General features: G+C 43.0%; 21 protein-coding genes and 2 tRNA genes. 18 read left to right on the top strand and 5 right to left on the bottom strand.

The annotated features are described in order from the left end of the window. Positions 1 to 15 precede the first annotated feature (15 nt). The 6 genes from astA to alr all read left to right on the top strand — a co-directional run bounded on the left by astA (position 16) and on the right by alr (position 8,105). Positions 16 to 1,047, top strand: coding sequence for an arginine N-succinyltransferase (astA, locus tag MKI85_RS08140; protein WP_241626685.1), 1,032 nt, complete (start codon positions 16 to 18; stop codon positions 1,045 to 1,047). Next, positions 1,047 to 2,516: a succinylglutamate-semialdehyde dehydrogenase gene (astD, locus tag MKI85_RS08135; protein WP_241626683.1), complete on the top strand. Its 1,470-nt coding sequence runs from the start codon at positions 1,047 to 1,049 to the stop codon at positions 2,514 to 2,516. The genes astA and astD overlap by 1 nt, the downstream gene beginning before the upstream one ends. Positions 2,517 to 2,538: 22 nt before the next feature. Further along, a complete protein-coding gene (gene astB / locus MKI85_RS08130) occupies positions 2,539 to 3,879 on the top strand; it encodes an N-succinylarginine dihydrolase (protein WP_241626681.1) in 1,341 nt (446 codons plus the stop codon). Between the two features lie 20 nt (positions 3,880 to 3,899). Beyond that, on the top strand, positions 3,900 to 4,877 hold the full coding sequence (astE, locus tag MKI85_RS08125; RefSeq protein ID WP_241626678.1) for a succinylglutamate desuccinylase: 978 nt from the start codon (positions 3,900 to 3,902) through the stop codon (positions 4,875 to 4,877). Positions 4,878 to 5,277: 400 nt separating this feature from the next. Beyond that, the gene (locus tag MKI85_RS08120) at positions 5,278 to 6,783 is read left to right on the top strand and encodes an amino acid permease (RefSeq protein WP_413351724.1); all 1,506 of its coding nucleotides are present in this window, start codon (positions 5,278 to 5,280) and stop codon (positions 6,781 to 6,783) included. Between the two features lie 95 nt (positions 6,784 to 6,878). Next, a complete protein-coding gene (gene alr, locus MKI85_RS08115; protein WP_281070030.1) occupies positions 6,879 to 8,105 on the top strand; it encodes an alanine racemase in 1,227 nt (408 codons plus the stop codon). Positions 8,106 to 8,211: 106 nt separating this feature from the next. Here the strand turns inward: alr and MKI85_RS08110 are convergent, their stop codons facing one another. The 3 genes from MKI85_RS08110 to MKI85_RS08100 all read right to left on the bottom strand — a co-directional run bounded on the left by MKI85_RS08110 (position 8,212) and on the right by MKI85_RS08100 (position 9,653). Next, on the bottom strand, positions 8,212 to 9,153 hold the full coding sequence (locus MKI85_RS08110; protein ID WP_241626674.1) for a SphA family protein: 942 nt from the start codon (positions 9,151 to 9,153) through the stop codon (positions 8,212 to 8,214). Between the two features lie 309 nt (positions 9,154 to 9,462). Then, positions 9,463 to 9,538: transfer RNA gene (locus MKI85_RS08105), tRNA-Gly, on the bottom strand. 39 nt (positions 9,539 to 9,577) lie between these two features. After that, a tRNA-Gly gene (locus tag MKI85_RS08100) sits at positions 9,578 to 9,653 on the bottom strand. Positions 9,654 to 9,851: 198 nt separating this feature from the next. Here MKI85_RS08100 and MKI85_RS08095 point away from each other — a divergent pair. From MKI85_RS08095 to MKI85_RS08075, 5 genes are all read left to right on the top strand, one after another. Continuing rightward, positions 9,852 to 10,160: a BolA family protein gene (locus MKI85_RS08095; protein WP_241626672.1), complete on the top strand. Its 309-nt coding sequence runs from the start codon at positions 9,852 to 9,854 to the stop codon at positions 10,158 to 10,160. Positions 10,161 to 10,175: 15 nt separating this feature from the next. Further along, positions 10,176 to 10,565 (top strand): SirB2 family protein, encoded by a 390-nt coding sequence (locus MKI85_RS08090; protein ID WP_241626670.1) that lies wholly within the window; start codon positions 10,176 to 10,178, stop codon positions 10,563 to 10,565. An 83-nt stretch (positions 10,566 to 10,648) separates the two neighbouring features. Next, positions 10,649 to 11,488: a ParA family protein gene (locus tag MKI85_RS08085; protein ID WP_241626668.1), complete on the top strand. Its 840-nt coding sequence runs from the start codon at positions 10,649 to 10,651 to the stop codon at positions 11,486 to 11,488. Between the two features lie 14 nt (positions 11,489 to 11,502). Then, on the top strand, positions 11,503 to 11,892 hold the full coding sequence (locus tag MKI85_RS08080) for a hypothetical protein (RefSeq protein ID WP_241626666.1): 390 nt from the start codon (positions 11,503 to 11,505) through the stop codon (positions 11,890 to 11,892). A gap of 217 nt (positions 11,893 to 12,109) precedes the next feature. Continuing rightward, the gene (locus tag MKI85_RS08075; protein ID WP_241626664.1) at positions 12,110 to 12,700 is read left to right on the top strand and encodes a LysE family translocator; all 591 of its coding nucleotides are present in this window, start codon (positions 12,110 to 12,112) and stop codon (positions 12,698 to 12,700) included. Positions 12,701 to 12,704: 4 nt separating this feature from the next. On the opposite strand, the gene MKI85_RS08070 is transcribed toward MKI85_RS08075, so the two are convergent. Further along, entirely contained in the window at positions 12,705 to 13,340 is a 636-nt protein-coding gene (locus MKI85_RS08070; RefSeq protein WP_241626662.1) for a DedA family protein, read from the bottom strand. 189 nt (positions 13,341 to 13,529) lie between these two features. Here MKI85_RS08070 and MKI85_RS08065 point away from each other — a divergent pair, with 189 nt between their 5' ends. The 5 genes from MKI85_RS08065 to MKI85_RS08045 all read left to right on the top strand — a co-directional run bounded on the left by MKI85_RS08065 (position 13,530) and on the right by MKI85_RS08045 (position 17,231). After that, entirely contained in the window at positions 13,530 to 13,946 is a 417-nt protein-coding gene (locus tag MKI85_RS08065) for a DoxX family protein (RefSeq protein ID WP_241626660.1), read from the top strand. 174 nt (positions 13,947 to 14,120) lie between these two features. Beyond that, positions 14,121 to 15,689, top strand: coding sequence for a glutamine-hydrolyzing GMP synthase (guaA, locus tag MKI85_RS08060; protein ID WP_241626659.1), 1,569 nt, complete (start codon positions 14,121 to 14,123; stop codon positions 15,687 to 15,689). A 247-nt stretch (positions 15,690 to 15,936) separates the two neighbouring features. Beyond that, positions 15,937 to 16,467 (top strand): PadR family transcriptional regulator, encoded by a 531-nt coding sequence (locus MKI85_RS08055; RefSeq protein ID WP_241626656.1) that lies wholly within the window; start codon positions 15,937 to 15,939, stop codon positions 16,465 to 16,467. Continuing rightward, entirely contained in the window at positions 16,436 to 16,891 is a 456-nt protein-coding gene (locus tag MKI85_RS08050; protein WP_241626655.1) for a transcriptional repressor, read from the top strand. The genes MKI85_RS08055 and MKI85_RS08050 overlap by 32 nt, the downstream gene beginning before the upstream one ends. Before the next feature lie 25 nt (positions 16,892 to 16,916). After that, positions 16,917 to 17,231: a DUF3861 domain-containing protein gene (locus MKI85_RS08045; protein ID WP_241626653.1), complete on the top strand. Its 315-nt coding sequence runs from the start codon at positions 16,917 to 16,919 to the stop codon at positions 17,229 to 17,231. 24 nt (positions 17,232 to 17,255) lie between these two features. Here MKI85_RS08045 and MKI85_RS08040 read toward each other — a convergent pair whose 3' ends face one another. After that, the gene (locus tag MKI85_RS08040) at positions 17,256 to 18,536 is read right to left on the bottom strand and encodes a GGDEF domain-containing protein (protein WP_241626652.1); all 1,281 of its coding nucleotides are present in this window, start codon (positions 18,534 to 18,536) and stop codon (positions 17,256 to 17,258) included. Positions 18,537 to 18,838: 302 nt separating this feature from the next. Between MKI85_RS08040 and MKI85_RS08035 the strand changes: the two genes are divergently transcribed. Both MKI85_RS08035 and MKI85_RS08030 read left to right on the top strand, forming a co-directional pair. Beyond that, positions 18,839 to 19,786, top strand: coding sequence for a pirin family protein (locus MKI85_RS08035; RefSeq protein ID WP_241626651.1), 948 nt, complete (start codon positions 18,839 to 18,841; stop codon positions 19,784 to 19,786). A gap of 15 nt (positions 19,787 to 19,801) precedes the next feature. Then, the gene (locus MKI85_RS08030; RefSeq protein WP_241626649.1) at positions 19,802 to 20,200 is read left to right on the top strand and encodes an OsmC family protein; all 399 of its coding nucleotides are present in this window, start codon (positions 19,802 to 19,804) and stop codon (positions 20,198 to 20,200) included. Positions 20,201 to 20,260 lie beyond the last annotated feature (60 nt).

Raw genomic sequence — 20,260 nt, 5'->3', positions numbered from 1 at the left:
AGGCGGCCACTGCTGATGATGATTGTTAGACATGCAGAGCTTCGAGATCTAGATGACATCTTCATTCTGGCAGGGAAGTCGGGCGTTGGCCTGACTTCTTTACCGCAGAATAAAGAGATCTTATCGGCTCGAATTGCACGCACACAAAAGACTTTACAAGGTCAAGCTGCGCCAAGTGAACAAGGTTATTTATTTGTTTTAGAAGATACGCAAGAGCAGCGTGTAGTTGGCGTGAGTGCCATTGAAGTTGCCGTGGGTCTGACGGAACCATTTTATAACTTTCATGTGGGCAAGCAAGTCCATGCCTCACAGGCTCTGAATGTTTATAAAGCATTAGATACGCTGTTTTTAAGTAATGACCTGACCGGTTGTAGCGAACTCTGTACCTTGTTTTTAGATCCAGATTACCGCAAAGACCAGAACGGCAAATTACTGTCCAAAATTCGTTTTCTGTTTATCGCAGCATTCCAGCAGGCGTTTCAAAACACCCTGATTGCGGAAATGCGCGGTTATTCAGATGAAATTGGTCGATCACCGTTTTGGGATGCGTTGGGCAACCACTTCTTCAATATGGATTTTTCCACTGCGGACTATCTCAGTGGTATTGGGCAAAAAGTCTTTATTGCGGAATTGATGCCACGCTTCCCGGTGTATATCGATTTGCTGCCTTTGGCGGCACAGCAAGTGATTGCGCAACTTCATCCGCATACCGTTCCTGCCGCTCGTGTTTTGGAATCGGAAGGTCTGCGTTATCAAGGGTATGTCGATATTTTTGATGCAGGTCCAACGCTGGAAGCCGAAGTGAAAAACTTACGTGCAGTGAAAGATAGCCGAATCTGTGCCGTGAAAATCGTGCACAGCCAACCAGAAGCGACGGGTCGCTATTTGGTAGCGAATGATCGTTATCTCGATTATCGCGCAATCTTAATTCAACATGCTGCCAATGCAGACAGTTTGAGTTTAACGGCTGAACAAGCCTATGCCCTTGGCGTACAAGCCGGGCAAAGTATTCGTATGTTGCCTTTAGACAAAGCGGAGCAAAAATAATGTCACAAGGAAATTTATATATTAATGGGACATGGTCTCCAGCGCAGGGTGCAGCATGGAACAAACTCGATCCTGTTTCTCAAGAAGTGATTTGGCAAGGTGCGGAAGCGACTGCGGTTCAAGTTGAGCAAGCATGTCAGTCAGCGCGTGCAGCCTTTGCTGCGTGGGCACGTCGCCCACTTGCAGAGCGTATTGAAGTGATTCACCGCTTTGCCAGCTTGTTAGAACAAAATAAACAACAGTTAGCGACTGTGATCAGTCGTGAAACCAGTAAACCAATCTGGGAAACCTTGACCGAAGTACAAACGATGATTGCCAAAGTGGCGATTTCGATTCGTGCTTACCATGAACGTACAGGCGAAAGCATCACTGAAATGGCTGATGGTGCCGCGTCTTTACGTCACCGTCCTCATGGGGTGTTGGCTGTATTTGGTCCATATAACTTCCCGGGACACTTGCCAAATGGTCACATTGTGCCAGCACTCATTGCGGGCAATACCATTGTTTTTAAACCAAGTGAACTCACGCCGTGGACTGCGGAAGAAACTGTGAAGTTATGGTATGAAGCAGGCTTACCCGCAGGTGTCTTGAACTTGGTACAGGGCGGTCGTAGTACCGGTGAAGCCTTGGCGCAATCACATGAAATTGATGGCTTGTTGTTCACGGGTAGCGCTAATACTGGTTACCACTTGCATAAGCAATTGGCAGGTGCGCCAGAAAAAATTCTCGCGTTAGAAATGGGTGGCAACAACGCCTTAATTATCGATGAAATTACCGATATTGATGCGGTAGTGAACTTAACCATTCAATCTGCCTTTATTTCGGCAGGTCAGCGTTGTACTTGTGCACGCCGTTTGATTATCAAAAATGGTGCTGCAGGCGATGCCTTTATTCAACGTTTGGTTGAAGTGAGCCGCAACTTGGTGGTGGGTCAGTGGGATGCACAGCCACAACCGTTCATGGGTGGTGTGATTTCATTACAGGCTGCACAGCAGATTTTACAAGCACAACAACGTTTGCTGGATTTGGGCGCTGAGGTGTTATTGCCTGTGACCCAAGCCGATCCAAACAGCAGCTTGTTAAGCCCGGGTCTTTTAGACGTGACCAAGGTCAATGATGTGCCAGATGAAGAATATTTTGGTCCATTGAGCTGTATCTATCGTTATGAGCATTTTGATGATGCTTTACGTCTTGCCAATGCAACACGTTTTGGTTTGTCAGTCGGTTTGATTTCCCCAGATCGTGAACTGTTCGAGCGCTTATTGATTGAAGCACGTGCAGGCATTGTGAACTGGAACAAACCATTAACCGGTGCTTCAAGTGCCGCGCCATTTGGTGGTGTGGGTGCATCGGGCAACCATCGTGCCAGTGCGTTTTATGCGGCAGATTATTGCGCATGGCCAATGGCATCACTGGAAAGTCAGCAGGTAAGTCTGCCTGAAAAATTATCACCGGGCATTGTGCTGTAGTTGAAGAAAAGGGAATTTAGAAATGTCAGGCTATGAAATTAATTTTGATGGTTTAGTGGGTCCAACGCATCACTATGCAGGACTGTCATTCGGTAACGAAGCATCGACCAAAAACCGTAATAATGTATCGAATCCAAAATTGGCTGCCAAGCAAGGTCTGTTAAAGATGAAAGCCTTGGCAGATTTGGGCTTGAAACAAGGGGTGTTTGCACCGCAAGAGCGTCCACATGTGCCAACTTTGCGTAAGTTAGGTTTCCGTGGTGATGACCATAGCGTCATTGAACAAGCAATGCGCACCTCGCCAGAATTGTTGTCGGCATTGAGTTCAGCCTCATGCATGTGGACAGCTAATGCGGCAACCGTTTCACCTTCGGCAGACAGTGCCGATGGTCGTGTGCATTTTACTGCGGCAAACCTGAACAACAAATTCCACCGTTCCATCGAACATGAAACCACGTCACGCGTGATGGCAGCAATGTTTAATGATGAGCGTCACTTTGCTCATCATGAAGCCTTACCGCCAGTGGCATTGTTTGGTGATGAAGGTGCGGCGAACCATAACCGTTTGGGCGGTGCTTATGATCAAGCCAGCGTTCAAGTGTTTGTTTATGGTCAGCAATTCATGGGTGGTGGTGTGGGCCCAAAACGCTATCCAGCACGTCAATCGCTTGAAGCAAGTCAAGCAGTCGCGCGTTTACATCAGTTGAAAGCCGAACAAACCGTGTTTGTGCAGCAACATCCAGATGTGATTGATCAAGGTGTGTTCCACAACGACGTGATTGCGGTGAGCAACCAAAACGTCCTGTTCCATCATCAACATGCATTCTTGAATCAAACAGCTGCTTTGGCTGAAATTCGTGAAAAAATGGCGTTGTTGGGTCAAGAGTTCGTGGCAATTGAAGTACCAGACCAACGTGTGTCGGTGAAAGATGCGGTGAATACTTATCTGTTCAATAGCCAATTGCTCACCCGTCCCGATGGTGGCATGAGCATTGTGGTGCCTGAAGAATCTCGTCAAAACCAAGCGGTGTGGAGCTACTTGAATGACATGATTCAAATGGGTACGCCAATTGATGACATCAAGGTTTTCGACTTACGTGAAAGTATGCGTAACGGTGGTGGTCCGGCATGTTTACGTTTACGTGTCGCAGTGAATGAAGCGGAATTGAAGGCGATTAATCCAAATCTGTTCATGAATGATGCCTTATTTGCCCGCCTAAATGCGTGGGTTGATCAGCATTACCGTGATGAATTAAGCCAACAGGATTTGGCAGATCCGCACCTGTTGATCGAAAGCCGTACTGCGTTAGATGAATTGACGCAAATCTTGGGCTTAGGTTCGGTATATCACTTCCAACGTTAATCAGCAGGCAGGGACAGCAGATGATGGATTTTTTAAAGAGTGTTTTAGAGCAAAAAGTACCGACCTCGACTCGAGAGGTGCAGGATGACTTTAGCTGGGAATGGTTGGCTGAAGGCGTCCTGTCTTTTACGCCAAAACAGGATTATGAAAAAGCCATCGTGTTGTCTGCAGGCGTGCATGGCAATGAAACTGCGCCGATCGAGTTATTGGCGCAGATCAGTCAGGATATTTTTACAGGTGCATTACAACTCAAGGTCAAATTGTTGTTGATCTTGGGTAATCCTGTCGCGATTCGTTCAGGTCAACGCTATGTTGAAAATGACATGAATCGCATGTTCTGTGGCGCACATCAGCAATTGGCACAGACCTTTGAAGCCAAGCGTGTCGCAGAGCTGGAACAGTTGGTGGCAGATTTTTATCGATCGTGCCCTGAACAGGTCAAGCGCTATCACTATGATTTACATACGGCAATTCGTCCGTCTTTGCTTCCGACCTTTGCTTTATTCCCTTATCAAACCCATCGTTATGATGCTGGAATGCTGGAATGCTTAAGTGCAGCCGAACTGGATGCCTTGGTGTATCACAATGCTGCAGGGCGGACCTTTACCCACTATACCAGCTCCAGATTTCAGGCAGCGAGCTCAACTCTTGAACTCGGTCATGCCAAACCTTTTGGTCAAAATGATTTATCGGCTTTTACAGCCATTGATCAAGTGTTGCGCGCGGTAGTGACAGAACAGGCATTACCTGTACGTCAAAAACAGGCCATTAAAAACTTTCGTGTGGTCGATTCGATTATCAAAACTGAAGATGACTTTCAGCTCAATCTTGCCGATTCTGCCCCAAATTTTTCAACGTTCCAATCTGATGCAGTTATTGCACTACAACAGGGCAAACCATATGTAGTTGCACCAGAACAGGTCTGGATTTTGTTTCCAAATACCCAAGTGAAAAAGGGCTTAAGAGCAGGTTTGATATTAACTGAGCTTCGTGCGTGATTATTCGTGTCAATTTATTAAATATGATGATGGTGGTTTATCGAATTTAAATCGTTAAATTAATTTTCAATGGAATTGAATATATGGATATTGTAAAAAATATTAATGAAATATTTTCGTCCAGTGATTATAAGTCTGCTTATAGTCATTGGATAAACTCGTTTCGTGTTTTTATTAAGCTATTGTTTTTCAATATAAAATTAATTAGATTGGCATAGCTTTTGCAATCTGTGTTGTGATTATTTGGTTGCTGTTATTGAAGTGTGAAAACAGGGCTGAATAATAAAAATTAATGTTATTGAAAGATAATATGTAGCTTAATTTTGGACTGTAATGAAATAACGGACTTATTTTATTTTAGTCCCATATTTACACCCCATTTGGGCGGTAAATTGGAGTAATAAACAAGATGAATGGAAAAAAACTCACTCAGTCAAATGAACCGTTAGAGGGCGATTTACTGGGCGGACATCATTACGATTCAGCTAAAGAAGAACAACTCGATCGTTCTCTCAGCAATCGCCATATTCAAATGATTGCGATTGGCGGAGCCATCGGAACAGGTCTATTCATGGGTTCGGGGCAAACCATTGCCAATTCTGGAACCTCAGTCATTTTGACTTATATGATCGTTGGCTTTGTCTTGTTTTTTGTCATGCGTGCCATGGGGGAGTTGCTGCTTTCCAACACCAACTATAAGTCATTTGTGGATTTTGCTACGGATTATTTAGGTCCTTGGGCGGGCTACTTTTTGGGCTGGACCTACTGGCTTAGTTGGGTCATTACCGCGATTGCCGATATTATCGCGATTGGTGGCTATATGCAGTTCTGGTATCCGGACTTGCCTGTGTGGATCCCTGCTTTGGCTACCATCACCATTTTGACCGTGCTGAACTTACTGACGGTGAAAATGTTTGGTGAAACCGAGTTCTGGTTTGCCATGATCAAGATTGTGGCGATTGTGGCCTTTTTGATCTTGGGCATTAGCTTGGTGGTGATGGGCTTTGTATCACCAAATGGAGTCAAGGCATCCTTCTCGCATATCACTGATCCTGATGCGTTTTTACCGCATGGTGTGACAGGTTTCTTGGCGGGTTTCCAGATGGCGGTGTTTGCTTTCTTGGGTATTGAATTGGTCGGTACCACTGCAGCAGAAACCAAAAACCCAGAAAAATCATTACCTAAAGCCATTAATTCAATTCCTTGGCGCATTCTGTTGTTCTATGTGGGTGCTTTATTGGTCATCATTTCCGTGACCTCATGGCATCAAGTTGACCCAGGTAAAAGTCCATTTGTGGCCATGTTCCAACTGGTCGGACTTACAGCTGCTGCTGCTGTGGTGAACTTTGTGGTGGTGACTTCGGCAATGTCTTCGGCAAACAGCGGTATCTTTGCCACCAGTCGTATGTTGTATGGCTTGGCGGTTGAGAAAGATGCACCGCAACGCTTTAGAAGCTTGTCTAAAGGTAAAGTGCCTGTACAAGCACTGTTGTGTTCGATGATTTGTGTCTTTATCGGTACGCTGATTCTGTTTGTTACGCCAAATGTCATGTCTGCATTTAATATTGTGACAGCATTGACCTCAATTTTGACGGTATTTGCCTTTGGTATGATCCTCGCATCGTATTTGGCTTATCGTAAAAAGCGTCCTGATTTGCATGCACAGTCTGTTTATAAAATGCCTGCGGGTATTTTTATGAGCTGGTTTGGTATCGCATTTATGGTGTTTGTGGTTGCGATTTTATGTCTCGATCATGATACGCGTATTTCACTGTTTGTTTCACCACTTTGGTTTATCGGTTTATGGATTGCTTACAAGCGCCGTAAACGTCAAGACAGCGAACGTACTTGGATTTTAGCGCATGGTCGTCGCATTGATCATGATGAAGTATCTGAAAATAATTAATGAAGCGTGAGAGAGGGTATTTACCCTCTCTTTTTATAACAACGAAGATTTTTATAACAGCAAAGTTTTACAACAGCAAAAACGAGGGACTGAACTTGAAAAAAGTAACACTATTGGCGTGTATGTTGGGAGCAGGGCTGCTGAATATGAGCAGTACCATGGCTGCACCTTTGCTGACACCGCATATTTCTGCGACTCAGGCAGTGGCACCACAAGCCAACGCTTGGGTTGAAATAAATGTGCAGGCATTTGAGCAAAACATTCAAACCTTGCAGCAGCAATTACAAGATAAAAGCCAAATTTGTGCCGTGATGAAAGCCGATGCGTATGGGCATGGCATTCAGGTATTGATGCCGAGCATTATCAAGCTGAATGTACCGTGTGTAGGGATCACCAGTAATGCAGAAGCCGCGATGGTACGCCAATCGGGTTATCAAGGTCGTATTTTAAGATTGCGTGCAGCAACCGATCAAGAAATTCAAAATGCAGCTTCACTCAAGATGGAAGAACTGTTCGGAAACTACGAGCAGGCGCAGCGCATTTCCGCTTGGGCAAAACAGCAGGGCGTGACCGTTGCTTATCATCTCGGTTTAAATGCAGGGGGCATGGATCGTAACGGCTTGGAGCTAAACAGCGAGCAAGGTAAACAACAAGCGCTGAACATGACCAAATTACCGAACCTGAAACTGGTCGGCATCATGACCCATTACGCGGTGGAAGATGAAAAATATGTGCGTGAACATTTGGCAGTCTTTAATCAGCAAACCGATTGGTTGATTAAGAAAGCCAAATTAAAGCGTGAAGCCTTGACCTTACATACCGCCAATTCATTCGCCACTTTAACGGTTCCAGAATCGCATTTAGACATGGTGCGTGCAGGTGGTGTGATTTATGGTGACAGTATTCCAGATCGGGTCGAATATAAAAAGTTGATGACCTTCAAGACTCAAGTGGCGACAGTGAATGCTTATTTAAAAGGTACAACCGTGGGCTATGACCAGACTTATACCTTAAAGCGTGACTCTTTATTGGCGAACTTGCCGATGGGCTATTCAGATGGTTATCGCCGTGCGTTCAGTAATAAAGCCTATGTGTTGATTCGTGGACATAAAGTGCCTGTGGTGGGGCGGACCTCCATGAATACCACCATGGTTGATGTCACGGACTTTCCTGACATTCGTGCCAATGATGAAGTGGTGTTATTTGGTCAGCAGGGCAATCAAAGCGTGAAGCAAAGTGATTTGGAAGACTACAATGGTGCGTTGCTTGCAGATGTATACACCATGTGGGGCAATTCCAACCCTAAAATTGCAGTGCGATAAATTCACTCAAAAGTTAGAAAACATATTACCCCCATGCTTGAGTGATCAGGCATGGAGGTAATTTGTATATGGGTATCTAGATGGTCAGTTGATTATCTATCAAGGCTTAATATTGATAGTTGATGGTCAGTTGATAGGCTTCACCTTCAGGGCGATTTTTCACATCAAATTCATAGATCCCGCGTAGTGATGCAGATAATCCTGAGGTTTGGCTGAGCTTTTTGTCATACGTCAAAATAGGACCTGCACCTAAAGCTCGACCTTGGAAGCCATTCAGGCGGTCTGCCAGTCGCCCTTCATCATCAGTGGTTTGTTCAATCCAGCCAAACACTGCACCGACGCCTAAACCATCACTCCCCATATCACCAAAGCGTTTTAAACCGAGGACGTCAAGGCGGAAAATATCGCCACTGGTATAATCGGTGGCATCATTTTTGGTATATATCTCGTATGCCATATTGGTGCTGAATTCAGCATTGATTTTCGGGAAAAGTGTGGTGTAGGCCACATTTGGAATAAAGGTCCATGTGTTTTGTCCCGCATTACTGAATATATCGGGATCATAACTGCCTGTTGGGGCGTAGATTGAAACGCCAAATAGGGCATGTGATGTTGGGCTAAAGTGATAGTTCATCATCAGCGGTGAAAATATTGCATCGCCAATTTTTGTGGAATCGTCACCGCGGCTTAAATTGTTCACATAAGCATCAATTTTGGCATATTGCACAGGAATACCGACGGTTGTTGCCAAGCTCCATTTATCTTGAGTATTCCAGACAAAAATCCCATTAATCAGATTATAAGAGACTTTATAGTCCAGCCCAGCTGAAATTTGCCCTGAAATTGGGGCATTGCGCGAGGCTTCGATATTGCCATCATAGTAAATGCTGGAAACGGTTAGTACGCCGCCTTCTTGAATCGGCAAAATACCATTCATAGGTTGTACTTGCATGCCCGTAATTGGACGTCCAATACCGCCTTCAGTCGCGAAAACCTGTTGTGTAGAGCATAGTGTGAGGAGAATACCGAGCGCGTGTTTGTAGTTCATGTTATGAGGTCCTTATTCATAAGTTTGCTGGACTGTTTTATCGTTATGGTTATTTTTTAAACTTATCGTTACATGTATACATCAGAATGCTTTGTGCGTTCAACTGCCATTTCAATTTGAGATTTAAGAAAGATTGGTATGTGAGCTGATATTTAGAAAAATATTGAAGTGAAATCGATCATCGAGAATTTTTTAAATTGGAATAATTTTATAGCGGATGGGGCGTTATAAGCCTTAAGTGTTGCAGGGGGGAATTTTTATTATACAAATAAAAAAGCCCTAATCTTTCGACTAGGGCTTTTTTGAATCTGGAGCGGGAAACGAGACTCGAACTCGCGACCCCAACCTTGGCAAGGTTGTGCTCTACCAACTGAGCTATTCCCGCATATTGAGCAGTTTTTTCTAAAACTTACACTAAAAAATTTGGAGCGGGAAACGAGACTCGAACTCGCGACCCCAACCTTGGCAAGGTTGTGCTCTACCAACTGAGCTATTCCCGCATGCCGTGTATAATACAGTATGAAAAATGATGGTCAATATTTTTCTGAAAAAACTTGTATCAATTGCATAAAATAAAAGCATTTTATGCCAAATTTTCTAAAAAACAGGGCTTGCAGTCGCAAAAATTGCGTGTTGATACAAAACCGACAGGTAGAACCGCTATACTGTAAGCAACTGAAAAGATAAGGCAGAGTACCATGAGCTTAGAATTACAACTGCGAGACCGCTTACAGCAATTAGCACCGACTTATTTAGAAATTGTGAATGAATCTTCGGGACATGGCGGTTATTTTCCGGGCAAAGAGTCTCATTTTAAAGTGGTGATTGTGAGTGAAGCCTTTGAGGGTTTACGTCTAGTGCAACGTCATCAGAAAATTTATGCGGCTGTGGGTGATTTATTGGCACCGAGCCGCATTCATGCGCTGGCAATTCATGCCTTTGTGGAGTCGGAATGGCAAGGACAAGACACCTCAAGCCCTGAATGTGCACATGCCCCTAAGAATTAAGGATATTGAGTTTTTATGGATGCTGAAATGTTGTTAATGCTGCATGGGTTGGCTGTGGTACTGGCAGGTGTGGCAATTTTGATCCGTGCTTGGAGTTTATTTTCGGGAACTGAAGGCAATATGCCGAATCCAGCGGCACGTAAAGTTTTTGTCGCGGTACAGCACAGTGCCATGACTTTGTTGATTCTGACGGGTGTTGCCTTACTGGTCATGAAAGGTTTTGAGGTACAGTCTTGGTTTTATGCCAAAATTATTCTGTTTGTGGTGCTGTTGTCTTCTTTAATGAAAGCCTATAAAAAACAGGATCAGATTCTTTTGGCACAGCGCCGTGCAGGCTTATTTTTAGCTGTGGTGGCGTTTATTTCCATCTTGGGCTTGGTGATGATTCAGCCAAATTTCGGCTAATTGTCGGACATAATTTTAAACGATAACAATATGATCGATTACACTGCTGATCGATCACAGATAAAAATTCAAGGAGGGGGAATATGCGGACACGTGTGGTATTTAATCAGAAAGGTGGTGTAGGCAAGTCGAGTATTACAGTCAATCTGGCTGCTATTAGTGCTCATCAGGGGCTAAAAACACTGGTGATTGATTTGGATCCGCAAGCCAACTCCAGTCAGTATTTATTGGGGGATGATGCAACTTATTCGGTAGATAAGCCTGCGTTGGAACCGAATATTGAAAACTACTTTGAAGAAGTGTTGGGAACAACTCAAAGCAAAGCAGGCTTATTGGGCAATGCGATTGGCTCTTTACTGAAAAATCGCCCCAAAGGTTTGGACAGTTATGTACATCAAACCCCGTTTAAGCTATTGGATGTCATTCCTGCGAGTCCAAGCTTAGGTGCGCTGGCACATGCTTTAGAAGCCAAACACAAGATTTATAAATTACGCGATGCCTTGAAGTTACTGGAAGGTAAATATGACCGTGTTTATATTGATACACCGCCAGCGTTTAACTTCTTTACCTTGTCGGCTCTCATTTCCGCAGATCGTGTGTTGATTCCTTTTGATTGTGATGTGTTCTCGAAACGCGCCTTACAAAGCCTCATTGAAAATGTGATTGAAACCCAAGATGATCATAATGACCAACTGGAAATTGAAGGCATTGTGGTGAATCAGTACCAAGCACAAGCCAAGTTACCACGTGAAGTGGTACAGCAATTGAAAGATGAAGGCTTACCCGTATTGGAAAATATGTTGCCACCTTCGGTGCTGATGAAAGAATCCCATCATCAAAATCAGCCATTAATTCATTTGGCGAAAGATCATAAATTGACGCAGGCCTATCTTTCATTGTTCAATGAAATTGAGCAAAAATAAGATTGAGAAAACAGATGAAAACAATCGCTTTGACTATCCTTGCTGCAAGTAGCGTACTGCTGACAGCATGTGCAACTACGATTAAACCGACCTATGTTTCTCCAACGCAATACCAGTCTTTAAACTGTCAACAATTACAGGCAGAGTATGACCGTATTCAACAATATTTAGACCAAGGCGTTTCAACAGCGAAACGGACTGGTGTAGGGGTAGATGTTGGATTGGGCGGTGGCTGGAGCCGTGGTGGAGGCTGGGGCTTTGGTCCAAGTGTTTCATTAAATATGGGACAGTCTTCAAACACCAAAAAGACGGAAATCTCTCGTTTGATGGGGCAGCAAGATGCCATTGTTCAAGCGGCACAGTTTAAAAACTGCCCTATTAAAGTAGTGCCAAGAACTTCATAAGGGTTATTTTCACCCTCTATCGCTGAGTCAATAAAATGATCGAGGGTGAAATTTTTTCAAAATATTTCAATATAAAACATAATATAAATAAAAGCTTAGAATGCTTTTTGGGTTGTATTAAACCCAACGGTTCTCAATTTAGACTAAGCTTGGCTTGTTCTTCGGGGCAGCTTTCGGCTAAGGTGTGCAACACTTTGAACTTGAGTAATAGGTTTTTATGATTGAGAGTTGGCTATTTGTATTTGCAATGATTGCGGTGTTTCTGATTCCAGGACCGACGAACGCATTACTGGCAAGCTCTGCGCATCAACAAGGTGTTTTAAAAACCAGTTTACTCATCCCTGCCGAGCTCTTGGGCTATATTTATGCCATTAGCTTATGGTCATTATTCATTCATCTGACCGATTCCGTTTGGCCGCATTTGATAACTTTGCTGCATGTACTCAGTGCGCTGTACGTCTTCTGGATGGCTTTCCATTTATGGAAGTCTGCACATCTGCAATTGCATAATCAAAAGCATCCCTGTATTCGTCCCCATCAATTGTTTTTTTCCACCCTTAAAAATCCGAAAGCACTGCTGTTTGCCGCAGGAATTTTACCGCCAGAAATGTGGAATAGCAGTTTGAGTGCGGGATTGGTCTTTCTGGCATTTTCGTTGATTCTGATTCCTGTGGCGATGTTTTGGATGGTCTTTGGCAAGGCACTTTTAGCGGGAAATTTAAAGCAGATAAAAGCCGATCATTTGTATAAAGGATCGGCTATGTTATTGATTGTCTGTATGTTACCCGTGGTTATTCGATTCTTTTAAAAGCTTATGCTTTGTTTTTTCCTAGTTTCTGACGAATAAAACCAATAATGCCCGGTAGGATACTGATAATAATAATCCCGAAAATTAAATGGGTGAAATTGTCTTTGACGATCGGCATATTGCCAAACAAATAGCCCAGTGTAATAAACGAAGCAATCCAACAAAATGCGCCAATCACATTATAAGTTAAGAAAAACTTATAGTTCATTTGTCCTGCACCAGCCACAAATGGTGCAAAGGTACGTGCAAATGGAACAAAGCGGGCAAAGATAATGGTTTTACCACCATGTTTCTCAAAGAATTTTTGCGTATTAATCAGGTGCTGTTTATTAATAAAACGTGAATCTAGTTCAAATACCCTTGGTCCGATATATTTCCCTATATGGTAATTCAGGGTGTCACCCAACACTGCGGCAATAAATAGTAAAACACCCAATACCCAAGGGTCCATCGCCCCTGTTGAGGCTGCCAAAGCACCCGCAGCAAATAACAAACTATCACCAGGTAAAAATGGCATCACCACCAAACCGGTTTCGACAAAAATAATGAGAAATAAAATAGCGTAAATCCATACCCCATAATTTGTAATAAATTCGAGTAAATGGTCATCTACGTGTAAAATAAAATCAATGAGTTCCATGGGGTACAACATCGCGAAAATGTAGCCAAATGCTAGCAGCCCATATATGGAAAGTCAGTACTAAATGGTAACTAATTTGCCAAATTATCGTTCCATATATAAAACGATAAGTCTATAAAATACGTATTTATTCTATTATTAACAAGAATTAAGCTGTGCCTATCCACAAAATTAAGAAAAGGTTCAATTATGTTTAATCCAAATGTTGTTGTGAAAAATATCGTGACTCAACCGATGCTCGACAGTACGGTCAGTTTAATCGCCCGCGTGCTTATGGCCTATATCTTTCTGGTTGCAGGATGGGGGAAAATCACTGCCTACACCGCAACCGTTGGCTATATGGAAGCCATGGGTGTACCAGGTGCATTACTGCCTTTAACCATCTTGGTTGAATTTGGCGGTGGCTTAGCACTGTTATTTGGTTTCCAAGCGCGCTTTGCCGCCTTGGGTCTAGGTGTATTTAGTATCATTACCGCATTTATTTTTCATGGTGGTGCAGAAGATGCCATTAACTTTATGAAAAATTTTGCCATGGCAGGTGGTTTATTTTTCTTGATGCTGCATGGCGCTGGCAAGTTCAGTGTAGATGCATTGATTGAAAAATAAGACCCTTGTAAATAATCCTCTGAGTGACATGAAAAGCACCAAAAATTTTGGTGCTTTTTATTTAAGTATATGTTTTATATTTGTTTTTATTGATTGTCCAAATAGTGTGCTTAATAATTGGAAAAATGTTAGAATATGGCGCTTATATTTGTTTGCCTATCATAGTTGTTTGTCATGACTACCAATACTCAAATTACTGAAGATCGTATCCTTATTTTGGATTTCGGCTCTCAATATAGTCAGCTTATTGCACGTCGCGTTCGCGAGGCGGGTGTATATTCTGAAATGTATGCCTACGATATGTCGGAAGAAGACATTCGTGCGTTTAATCCAAACGGTATTATTTTATCGGGTGGACCTGAAAGTGTGCATGAAGAAGGCAGCCCACGTGCGCCGCAAGTGGTTTTTGAGTTAGGCGTGCCAGTGTTGGGAATCTGTTATGGTTTCCAAACCATGTCTGAACAGCTAGGCGGTAAGGTTGAAGCGGGTACAGTACACGAATTTGGCTATGCTGAAGTTGATATTCAGCAACGTGACCACTTAATTGGTCAGCTGCAAGACCGTGAAAACCAATTACATGTGTGGATGAGCCACGGCGACAAAGTCAGCCGTCTTCCAGAAGGTTTTGCAACCACAGCAAGCACACCAAGCTGCCCATTCGCTGCGGCATCGGACGAAAGCCGTCGTTTTTATGGCGTGCAGTTCCACCCAGAGGTTACACACACTGCAAAAGGTGCAGAGTTATTGTCTAACTTTGTTCACAAAATTTGTGGTTGTGGCGGTTTATGGACACCAGAACACATTATCGATCTTCGTGTAGAACAACTACGTGCACAGATTGGTGATGAAAAAGTGCTTCTTGGCTTGTCTGGTGGCGTAGATTCATCGGTTGTGGCGGCTTTATTACATAAAGCGATTGGTGATCAATTGACTTGCGTATTTGTAGACAACGGTTTACTTCGTTTAAACGAAGGCGATCAAGTAATGCAAATGTTCGCGGACAATATGGGGATCCGTGTAATCCGTGCGGATGCTGAAGAGCGTTTCTTGACAGCGTTGGCAGGTGAAGTTGATCCTGAGAAAAAACGTAAGATCATTGGTCGCGAGTTCATTGAAGTTTTTGCAGAAGAAGCACGTAAACTTGATGGCGTTAAATTCTTGGCGCAAGGTACGATTTATCCTGACGTGATTGAATCTGCTGCAAGTAAGCAAGGTAAAGCACACGTGATTAAATCACACCACAACGTGGGTGGTTTACCAGAAGATTTAGCATTTGACCTTGTTGAGCCATTACGTGACTTGTTTAAAGATGAAGTACGTAAACTAGGTACGACTCTAGGTTTACCTCATAGCATGATTTACCGTCATCCATTCCCAGGTCCAGGTTTGGGCGTGCGTATTTTGGGTGAAGTGAAAAAAGAATATGCAGATATTCTTCGTCTTGCTGATGATATCTTTATGCAAGAGCTTCGCGACAGCGGCTGGTATGACAAAACTGCGCAAGCATTTGCCGTATTCCAACCTGTAAAATCAGTAGGTGTTGTGGGTGATGGTCGCCGTTATGCATGGGTAATCGCACTTCGTGCGGTTGAAACTGTGGACTTCATGACTGCTCGTTTCGCGCACTTACCGTATGAGTTGGTCGACAAAATCTCTACGCGTATTATGAATGAAATTAAAGATGTATCACGTGTAGTATACGACGTGTCATCTAAGCCACCAGCTACGATTGAGTGGGAGTAATTCAAGGATTTCAAGAAGCAAAGCTTCTTGCCTGAATTACGCCAAGAGCTGTGCTCGCGGCAGAATAGAATGATTTAAAAAAAGGACGCGTAAGCGTCCTTTTTTATTGCTTGAGATACAGATCTATTTAAAAAAACTTACCTTTAGAACAAAATGTTTAGTCCATAAGAACAAAGAATAGTTGCATTAAGATATATAAAGATATATCTTAATGAGTATAAATTCATTATTAAAGAGAGCAATCATCATGAAACATGGTTCTCATCATGACTATGAGTCGTACTCCCATCATCAAGAACGCCCACATGGTGGACGCCGTGGTCGTTTATTTGAAGCAGGCCGCATGAAGCTGCTGGTTTTGTATCTGATTGCTCAAGCACCCAAACATGGCTATGAGCTGATTAAAGACATCAGTGAATTGGTTGGCGGTGGCTATAGTCCAAGTGCAGGAACCATCTATCCAACTTTAACCTATCTGGAAGATATGGGCTTTGTGCAGGTTCAACTGACTGAGGGCGATCGTAAGCAATTTTATATTACGGATGTTGGACAAGCACATTTAAAAGAACAACAAGCGGTCATTCAGCAGTTATTAGAAAAATTGGAAACCAAGCGCGATATCCAAAGTAAAGATGAACTGATAGATATTCACCGCGCCATGGAAAACTTAAAAACTTCACTGCGCTTAAAGCTAAATGCCAAATCGGTTGATGCTGAAACTATACGTCAGATTGCTGAACAAATTGATGTTGCCGCTGTGGCGATTAGCCGGCTTTAAGAATCTCGAGCCCAGATATGCAAAGTCAGGAATTATTGAAACAGGTCCATTTAAAAGTTTCATTAGCCCGTACATCCTTCTTGCAGCAATTATTGGATGCCAAGGCGGCTGTAGTGCCGAGCAGGTGTATTTACAGCTACAACAGCAACAAAGCGGCTTGAGTTTAGCCACCATCTATCGCGTACTGACAGAGCTTGAGCAGGCAAAATTGATTGAACGGCAATATCATCAGCGTGCCAAGGCCAGTTTTCTAATACGACATCAACGAACGCAGTTTCAAATCTTGCATCTGCAAAATGGACAAGTCGAAGCATTTGAACATCAAGACTTATCCAACTATTTGAAACAGTTGGCTGATGCTATGCAACAGCAACTGGTCAAAGTTGAACTCACCTTACATGTGCAACCCAAAGTTAAGTTTTAAATTCATCCATTTATAGGACAATAAAATGAAACAACACCAATATCATATTACGGTAGAACATCTTTGTGATGCCAAAGGGCAGCCTTCAACTTATACCGAGAAACTCGCCTTTGATGTGGGTAATCACGATGACATTTTGGCAATCGTCGACCGTATGCAACAGGCAAAACTATTTGATGCCGATGCGACGGCTGCCTTTGCGGTCGGTTTAAAGTTGTTTGGTGAAACATTATTGGAAAACCGCCAACATCCCTTGTTTCAGCAAATTCTGCCGCAGTTTGGTCAGTTTATGAAGCATTTAAAACAGACGCTGGCAGAGCAGCAAGTTGAACAGCAATAATAGCAGTGGTTTCTAAGGATTGCCTTAGACCTCGTTCGGTAGAGGATCAAAAGAGACTACTTGATTACGTCCATTTTGCTTGGCGCGATACAGGGCGACATCGGCTTCTTTAATCAACAGATGTAAATCTATCTCGTCAGGGTCAAGTTGTGAAACTCCAATTGAAATGGTGAAGTTAAGCTTGATAGTGTTGCTGATACATACTGTGGTCGATTCAATTTTCTGGCGCAATCTTCCTGCAATCATCATGGCATCGTCAATTGAGGTTTCAGGCAGTAGCGCAACAAACTCCTCCCCGCCAAAGCGAGCCAAAACGTCATCTCGACGCATTTCTTTACGTGCAATCTCGGCAATTTTTTGTAAAACTTGATCGCCAATATCGTGTCCATAATTGTCATTGATGCGTTTGAAAAAATCGACATCGAACATCAGCAAGCAAATTGACTGATATTGTGGCCATTGATGAATTTTCTGTTCTGCAATCAGTTCAAATTGACGACGGTTATTGAGTTGAGTTAATTCATCGGTATGTGCCAGTTCACGCAACATATGTCGATCCCATTCATCGAGCATGGAACGCAAAAAGGTACGCCGTGCATTTAAGGCGTTGTTCCAGCTGATATATAGGCTGAAAATCAGAATCGGAATATAAACCAGCAAGAAGATGATGGTTTGTTGCGCGCTGTTCATTTGGATGACACCTGCAACAATCACTACACTGATCAATAGTGCGGTGAGAATTGAGGGGCGAAAGCGCACCTGAATAGACAAACAGCCCAACAAGATAAAAATCACCGAAGCATATTGATAATAATGGACGCTCGGACTACTGGATTGATGCAGTAGCCAAAACCAGACACTGGCGGCGAAAGCACTGGAAAGGGGGAGTAATAAGTCCAGAGTTAAAATGTTTTTGCAGTATTTAAACATTGCCCAATTCAGCAACATAATACTTAAAACAGCACTGACACGAGTCACCCCTGAAATATAGGCAATATCGGGCAATAAGAACCAGTCTGCGAAAAAATAAGACAAGAAAGACAGTTGTGCCAGAAAGTTAATTTGACGTAGGTAACGCCGTTGGTGTGAATTCTGATAACTGTAATAGCATTCCAAAAATTGTTTTGGAATTAAAGCATTGTGATCTTGTAGTGCATTGACAATCGCATTACGATTTTCGGGTTCACATAATTGGGAGGGTAAAATATAAGTGTTTTCATGAGCATGTTGAATATCTTGATTGTCTTGAAGTTCAGTCGTGTGCTTATGACCCAAATCAGTCTGTCCATGTCCTCCTTTAATCATAGGCTGCTCCATTGTATCTACAATGTATTCTTTTGAAATAATAAACATTTATCATGTTTTTGTATATAAAATGCGCATTTTTCATTGGAATGGATATGTAAATATACGTTCTTTATTCTTGTCGATGTTTGTGCTTATTCTATGGGATAAATGTCATTCCGCATATAGACAGTCGTATTTTATTGTATTGAATTTTTAATCTTTAATTGAAGATTTGCATCCAAATTTGAATTTGAGCTAGTCCTTTACAGATGTTGTGGTTATGCTGATGTGATTGGGAAAACAAAATTCAGGATAACAACATGACCAATAGTAATTATATTGAACTTTCAGATTCTGATGACTGCGAAAAATATATTAACCAATTTATTCAAGAGTTTCCGTTACGCTCAGCCGAAATTGGGCAAGGCACCATCATTAAGCGCGCGTTGCCGAGTCGACACAAGCGCATGATTGGTGCATGGTGCTTTTTGGATCACGCTGGTCCTGTGAGTTTTCCGCAAGGAGATGGTTTAGATGTAGGCCCACATCCGCATATTGGTTTGCAAACTTTCACTTGGATGATTGAAGGCACCATGATGCATACCGACAGCTTGGGCTCAAAACAATTAATTCGTCCAAAACAGGTCAATTTAATGACGGCGGGTTATGGTATTTCACATACCGAAGTAGCTCCTGCAACCGAAACTCACATGCATGCTGCGCAACTCTGGATTGCTTTACCGGATGATAAGCAAAATATGGCAGCGCGTTTTGATCATTACCCAGCCTTGCCAAATTTCGAGCAAGATCAAATTGAATTTACGGTATTGGTGGGTGAATTCTTGCAGACGGCTTCCCCAGTGCAAGTGCATACCGAGCTGCTGGGGGTGGATATGAAAGCCTTGGTGTCGACTACTACACGCTTGCCACTCAATCCAAAATTTGAATATGGCTTTTTAGCTTTAGAAGGTACAGCTGTGGTCAATGGTCATGAATTAAATGATGATAATATGTTGGCACTGGAGCCTGGTGTCAAAGAAATTGCAATCGAAATGCATCAGGGCGCACGTATTCTGTTGCTTGGTGGAGAACCATTTGAGTCGGCTATTTTGCTGTGGTGGAACTTTGTTGGACGCACGCAAGAAGAATTGCAGTTGGCGCGTGAGCAATGGATAAATCAAGATGAGCGCTTTGGCAGTATTCCTGATTATGATGGACCACGTTTAGAAGCACCGGTTTTTCCAGAAAAAATGAAAGCTTCAAAATAATCAAGGAACGGCAAGATGAGTATTATTGCGCAAGCACAGGTACGCACACGTGCGGAACATTGGTTAGGCGACATCTCAAGTGGAACCCATCATTTTTTGACGGATAAGCCTGCTGCGTTTGGTGGACAGGATCAAGGTCCAGCCCCTTACGATTTCATCTGTTCAGGCTTAGTGTCGTGCACCATGATAACTTTGCGTATGTATGCACAGCATAAGCAAATTGATTTCGGTGCTTTTAGCGTGGAAGTGGATTTTCATAGCAATAAAGAAGGGCGGGAATGGATTGAGCGACGTTTGTCCTTTCAGCAGCACTTATCTGAAGAGTTACAGCAAAAAGTTCTAGAGATCAGTGCGAAAACACCTGTCACTAAGACCTTATTACGTAGTTTAGAAATACGCACAAGCCTGATCTAATCAGGCTTTATTTTTCATGGAGATGACTGCTACTTTGGTGGTTGTCCCAGTTTCTTTAGT

The sequence above is a fragment of the Acinetobacter zhairuonensis genome (assembly GCF_022601715.1).
In the GTDB taxonomy this organism is placed as follows: domain Bacteria; phylum Pseudomonadota; class Gammaproteobacteria; order Pseudomonadales; family Moraxellaceae; genus Acinetobacter.
Note: the sequence above shows the minus strand (reverse complement) of the source record. Positions and strands in the feature narration are given on the sequence as shown.

Coding starts and splice junctions, on each gene's coding strand:
- MKI85_RS08110 (WP_241626674.1), bottom strand. CDS start 9,153: ATGAACTACAAACACGCGCTCGGTATTCTCCTCACACTATGCTCTACA.
- MKI85_RS08065 (WP_241626660.1), top strand. CDS start 13,530: ATGTTTAATCCAAATGTTGTTGTGAAAAATATCGTGACTCAACCGATG.
- MKI85_RS08095 (WP_241626672.1), top strand. CDS start 9,852: ATGAGCTTAGAATTACAACTGCGAGACCGCTTACAGCAATTAGCACCG.
- MKI85_RS08075 (WP_241626664.1), top strand. CDS start 12,110: ATGATTGAGAGTTGGCTATTTGTATTTGCAATGATTGCGGTGTTTCTG.
- MKI85_RS08085 (WP_241626668.1), top strand. CDS start 10,649: ATGCGGACACGTGTGGTATTTAATCAGAAAGGTGGTGTAGGCAAGTCG.
- MKI85_RS08055 (WP_241626656.1), top strand. CDS start 15,937: ATGAAACATGGTTCTCATCATGACTATGAGTCGTACTCCCATCATCAA.
- astD (WP_241626683.1), top strand. CDS start 1,047: ATGTCACAAGGAAATTTATATATTAATGGGACATGGTCTCCAGCGCAG.
- MKI85_RS08045 (WP_241626653.1), top strand. CDS start 16,917: ATGAAACAACACCAATATCATATTACGGTAGAACATCTTTGTGATGCC.
- MKI85_RS08040 (WP_241626652.1), bottom strand. CDS start 18,536: ATGATTAAAGGAGGACATGGACAGACTGATTTGGGTCATAAGCACACG.
- MKI85_RS08070 (WP_241626662.1), bottom strand. CDS start 13,340: ATGGAACTCATTGATTTTATTTTACACGTAGATGACCATTTACTCGAA.
- MKI85_RS08030 (WP_241626649.1), top strand. CDS start 19,802: ATGAGTATTATTGCGCAAGCACAGGTACGCACACGTGCGGAACATTGG.
- MKI85_RS08080 (WP_241626666.1), top strand. CDS start 11,503: ATGAAAACAATCGCTTTGACTATCCTTGCTGCAAGTAGCGTACTGCTG.
- MKI85_RS08035 (WP_241626651.1), top strand. CDS start 18,839: ATGACCAATAGTAATTATATTGAACTTTCAGATTCTGATGACTGCGAA.
- MKI85_RS08090 (WP_241626670.1), top strand. CDS start 10,176: ATGGATGCTGAAATGTTGTTAATGCTGCATGGGTTGGCTGTGGTACTG.
- astA (WP_241626685.1), top strand. CDS start 16: ATGATGATTGTTAGACATGCAGAGCTTCGAGATCTAGATGACATCTTC.
- astE (WP_241626678.1), top strand. CDS start 3,900: ATGATGGATTTTTTAAAGAGTGTTTTAGAGCAAAAAGTACCGACCTCG.
- astB (WP_241626681.1), top strand. CDS start 2,539: ATGTCAGGCTATGAAATTAATTTTGATGGTTTAGTGGGTCCAACGCAT.
- MKI85_RS08050 (WP_241626655.1), top strand. CDS start 16,436: ATGTTGCCGCTGTGGCGATTAGCCGGCTTTAAGAATCTCGAGCCCAGA.
- guaA (WP_241626659.1), top strand. CDS start 14,121: ATGACTACCAATACTCAAATTACTGAAGATCGTATCCTTATTTTGGAT.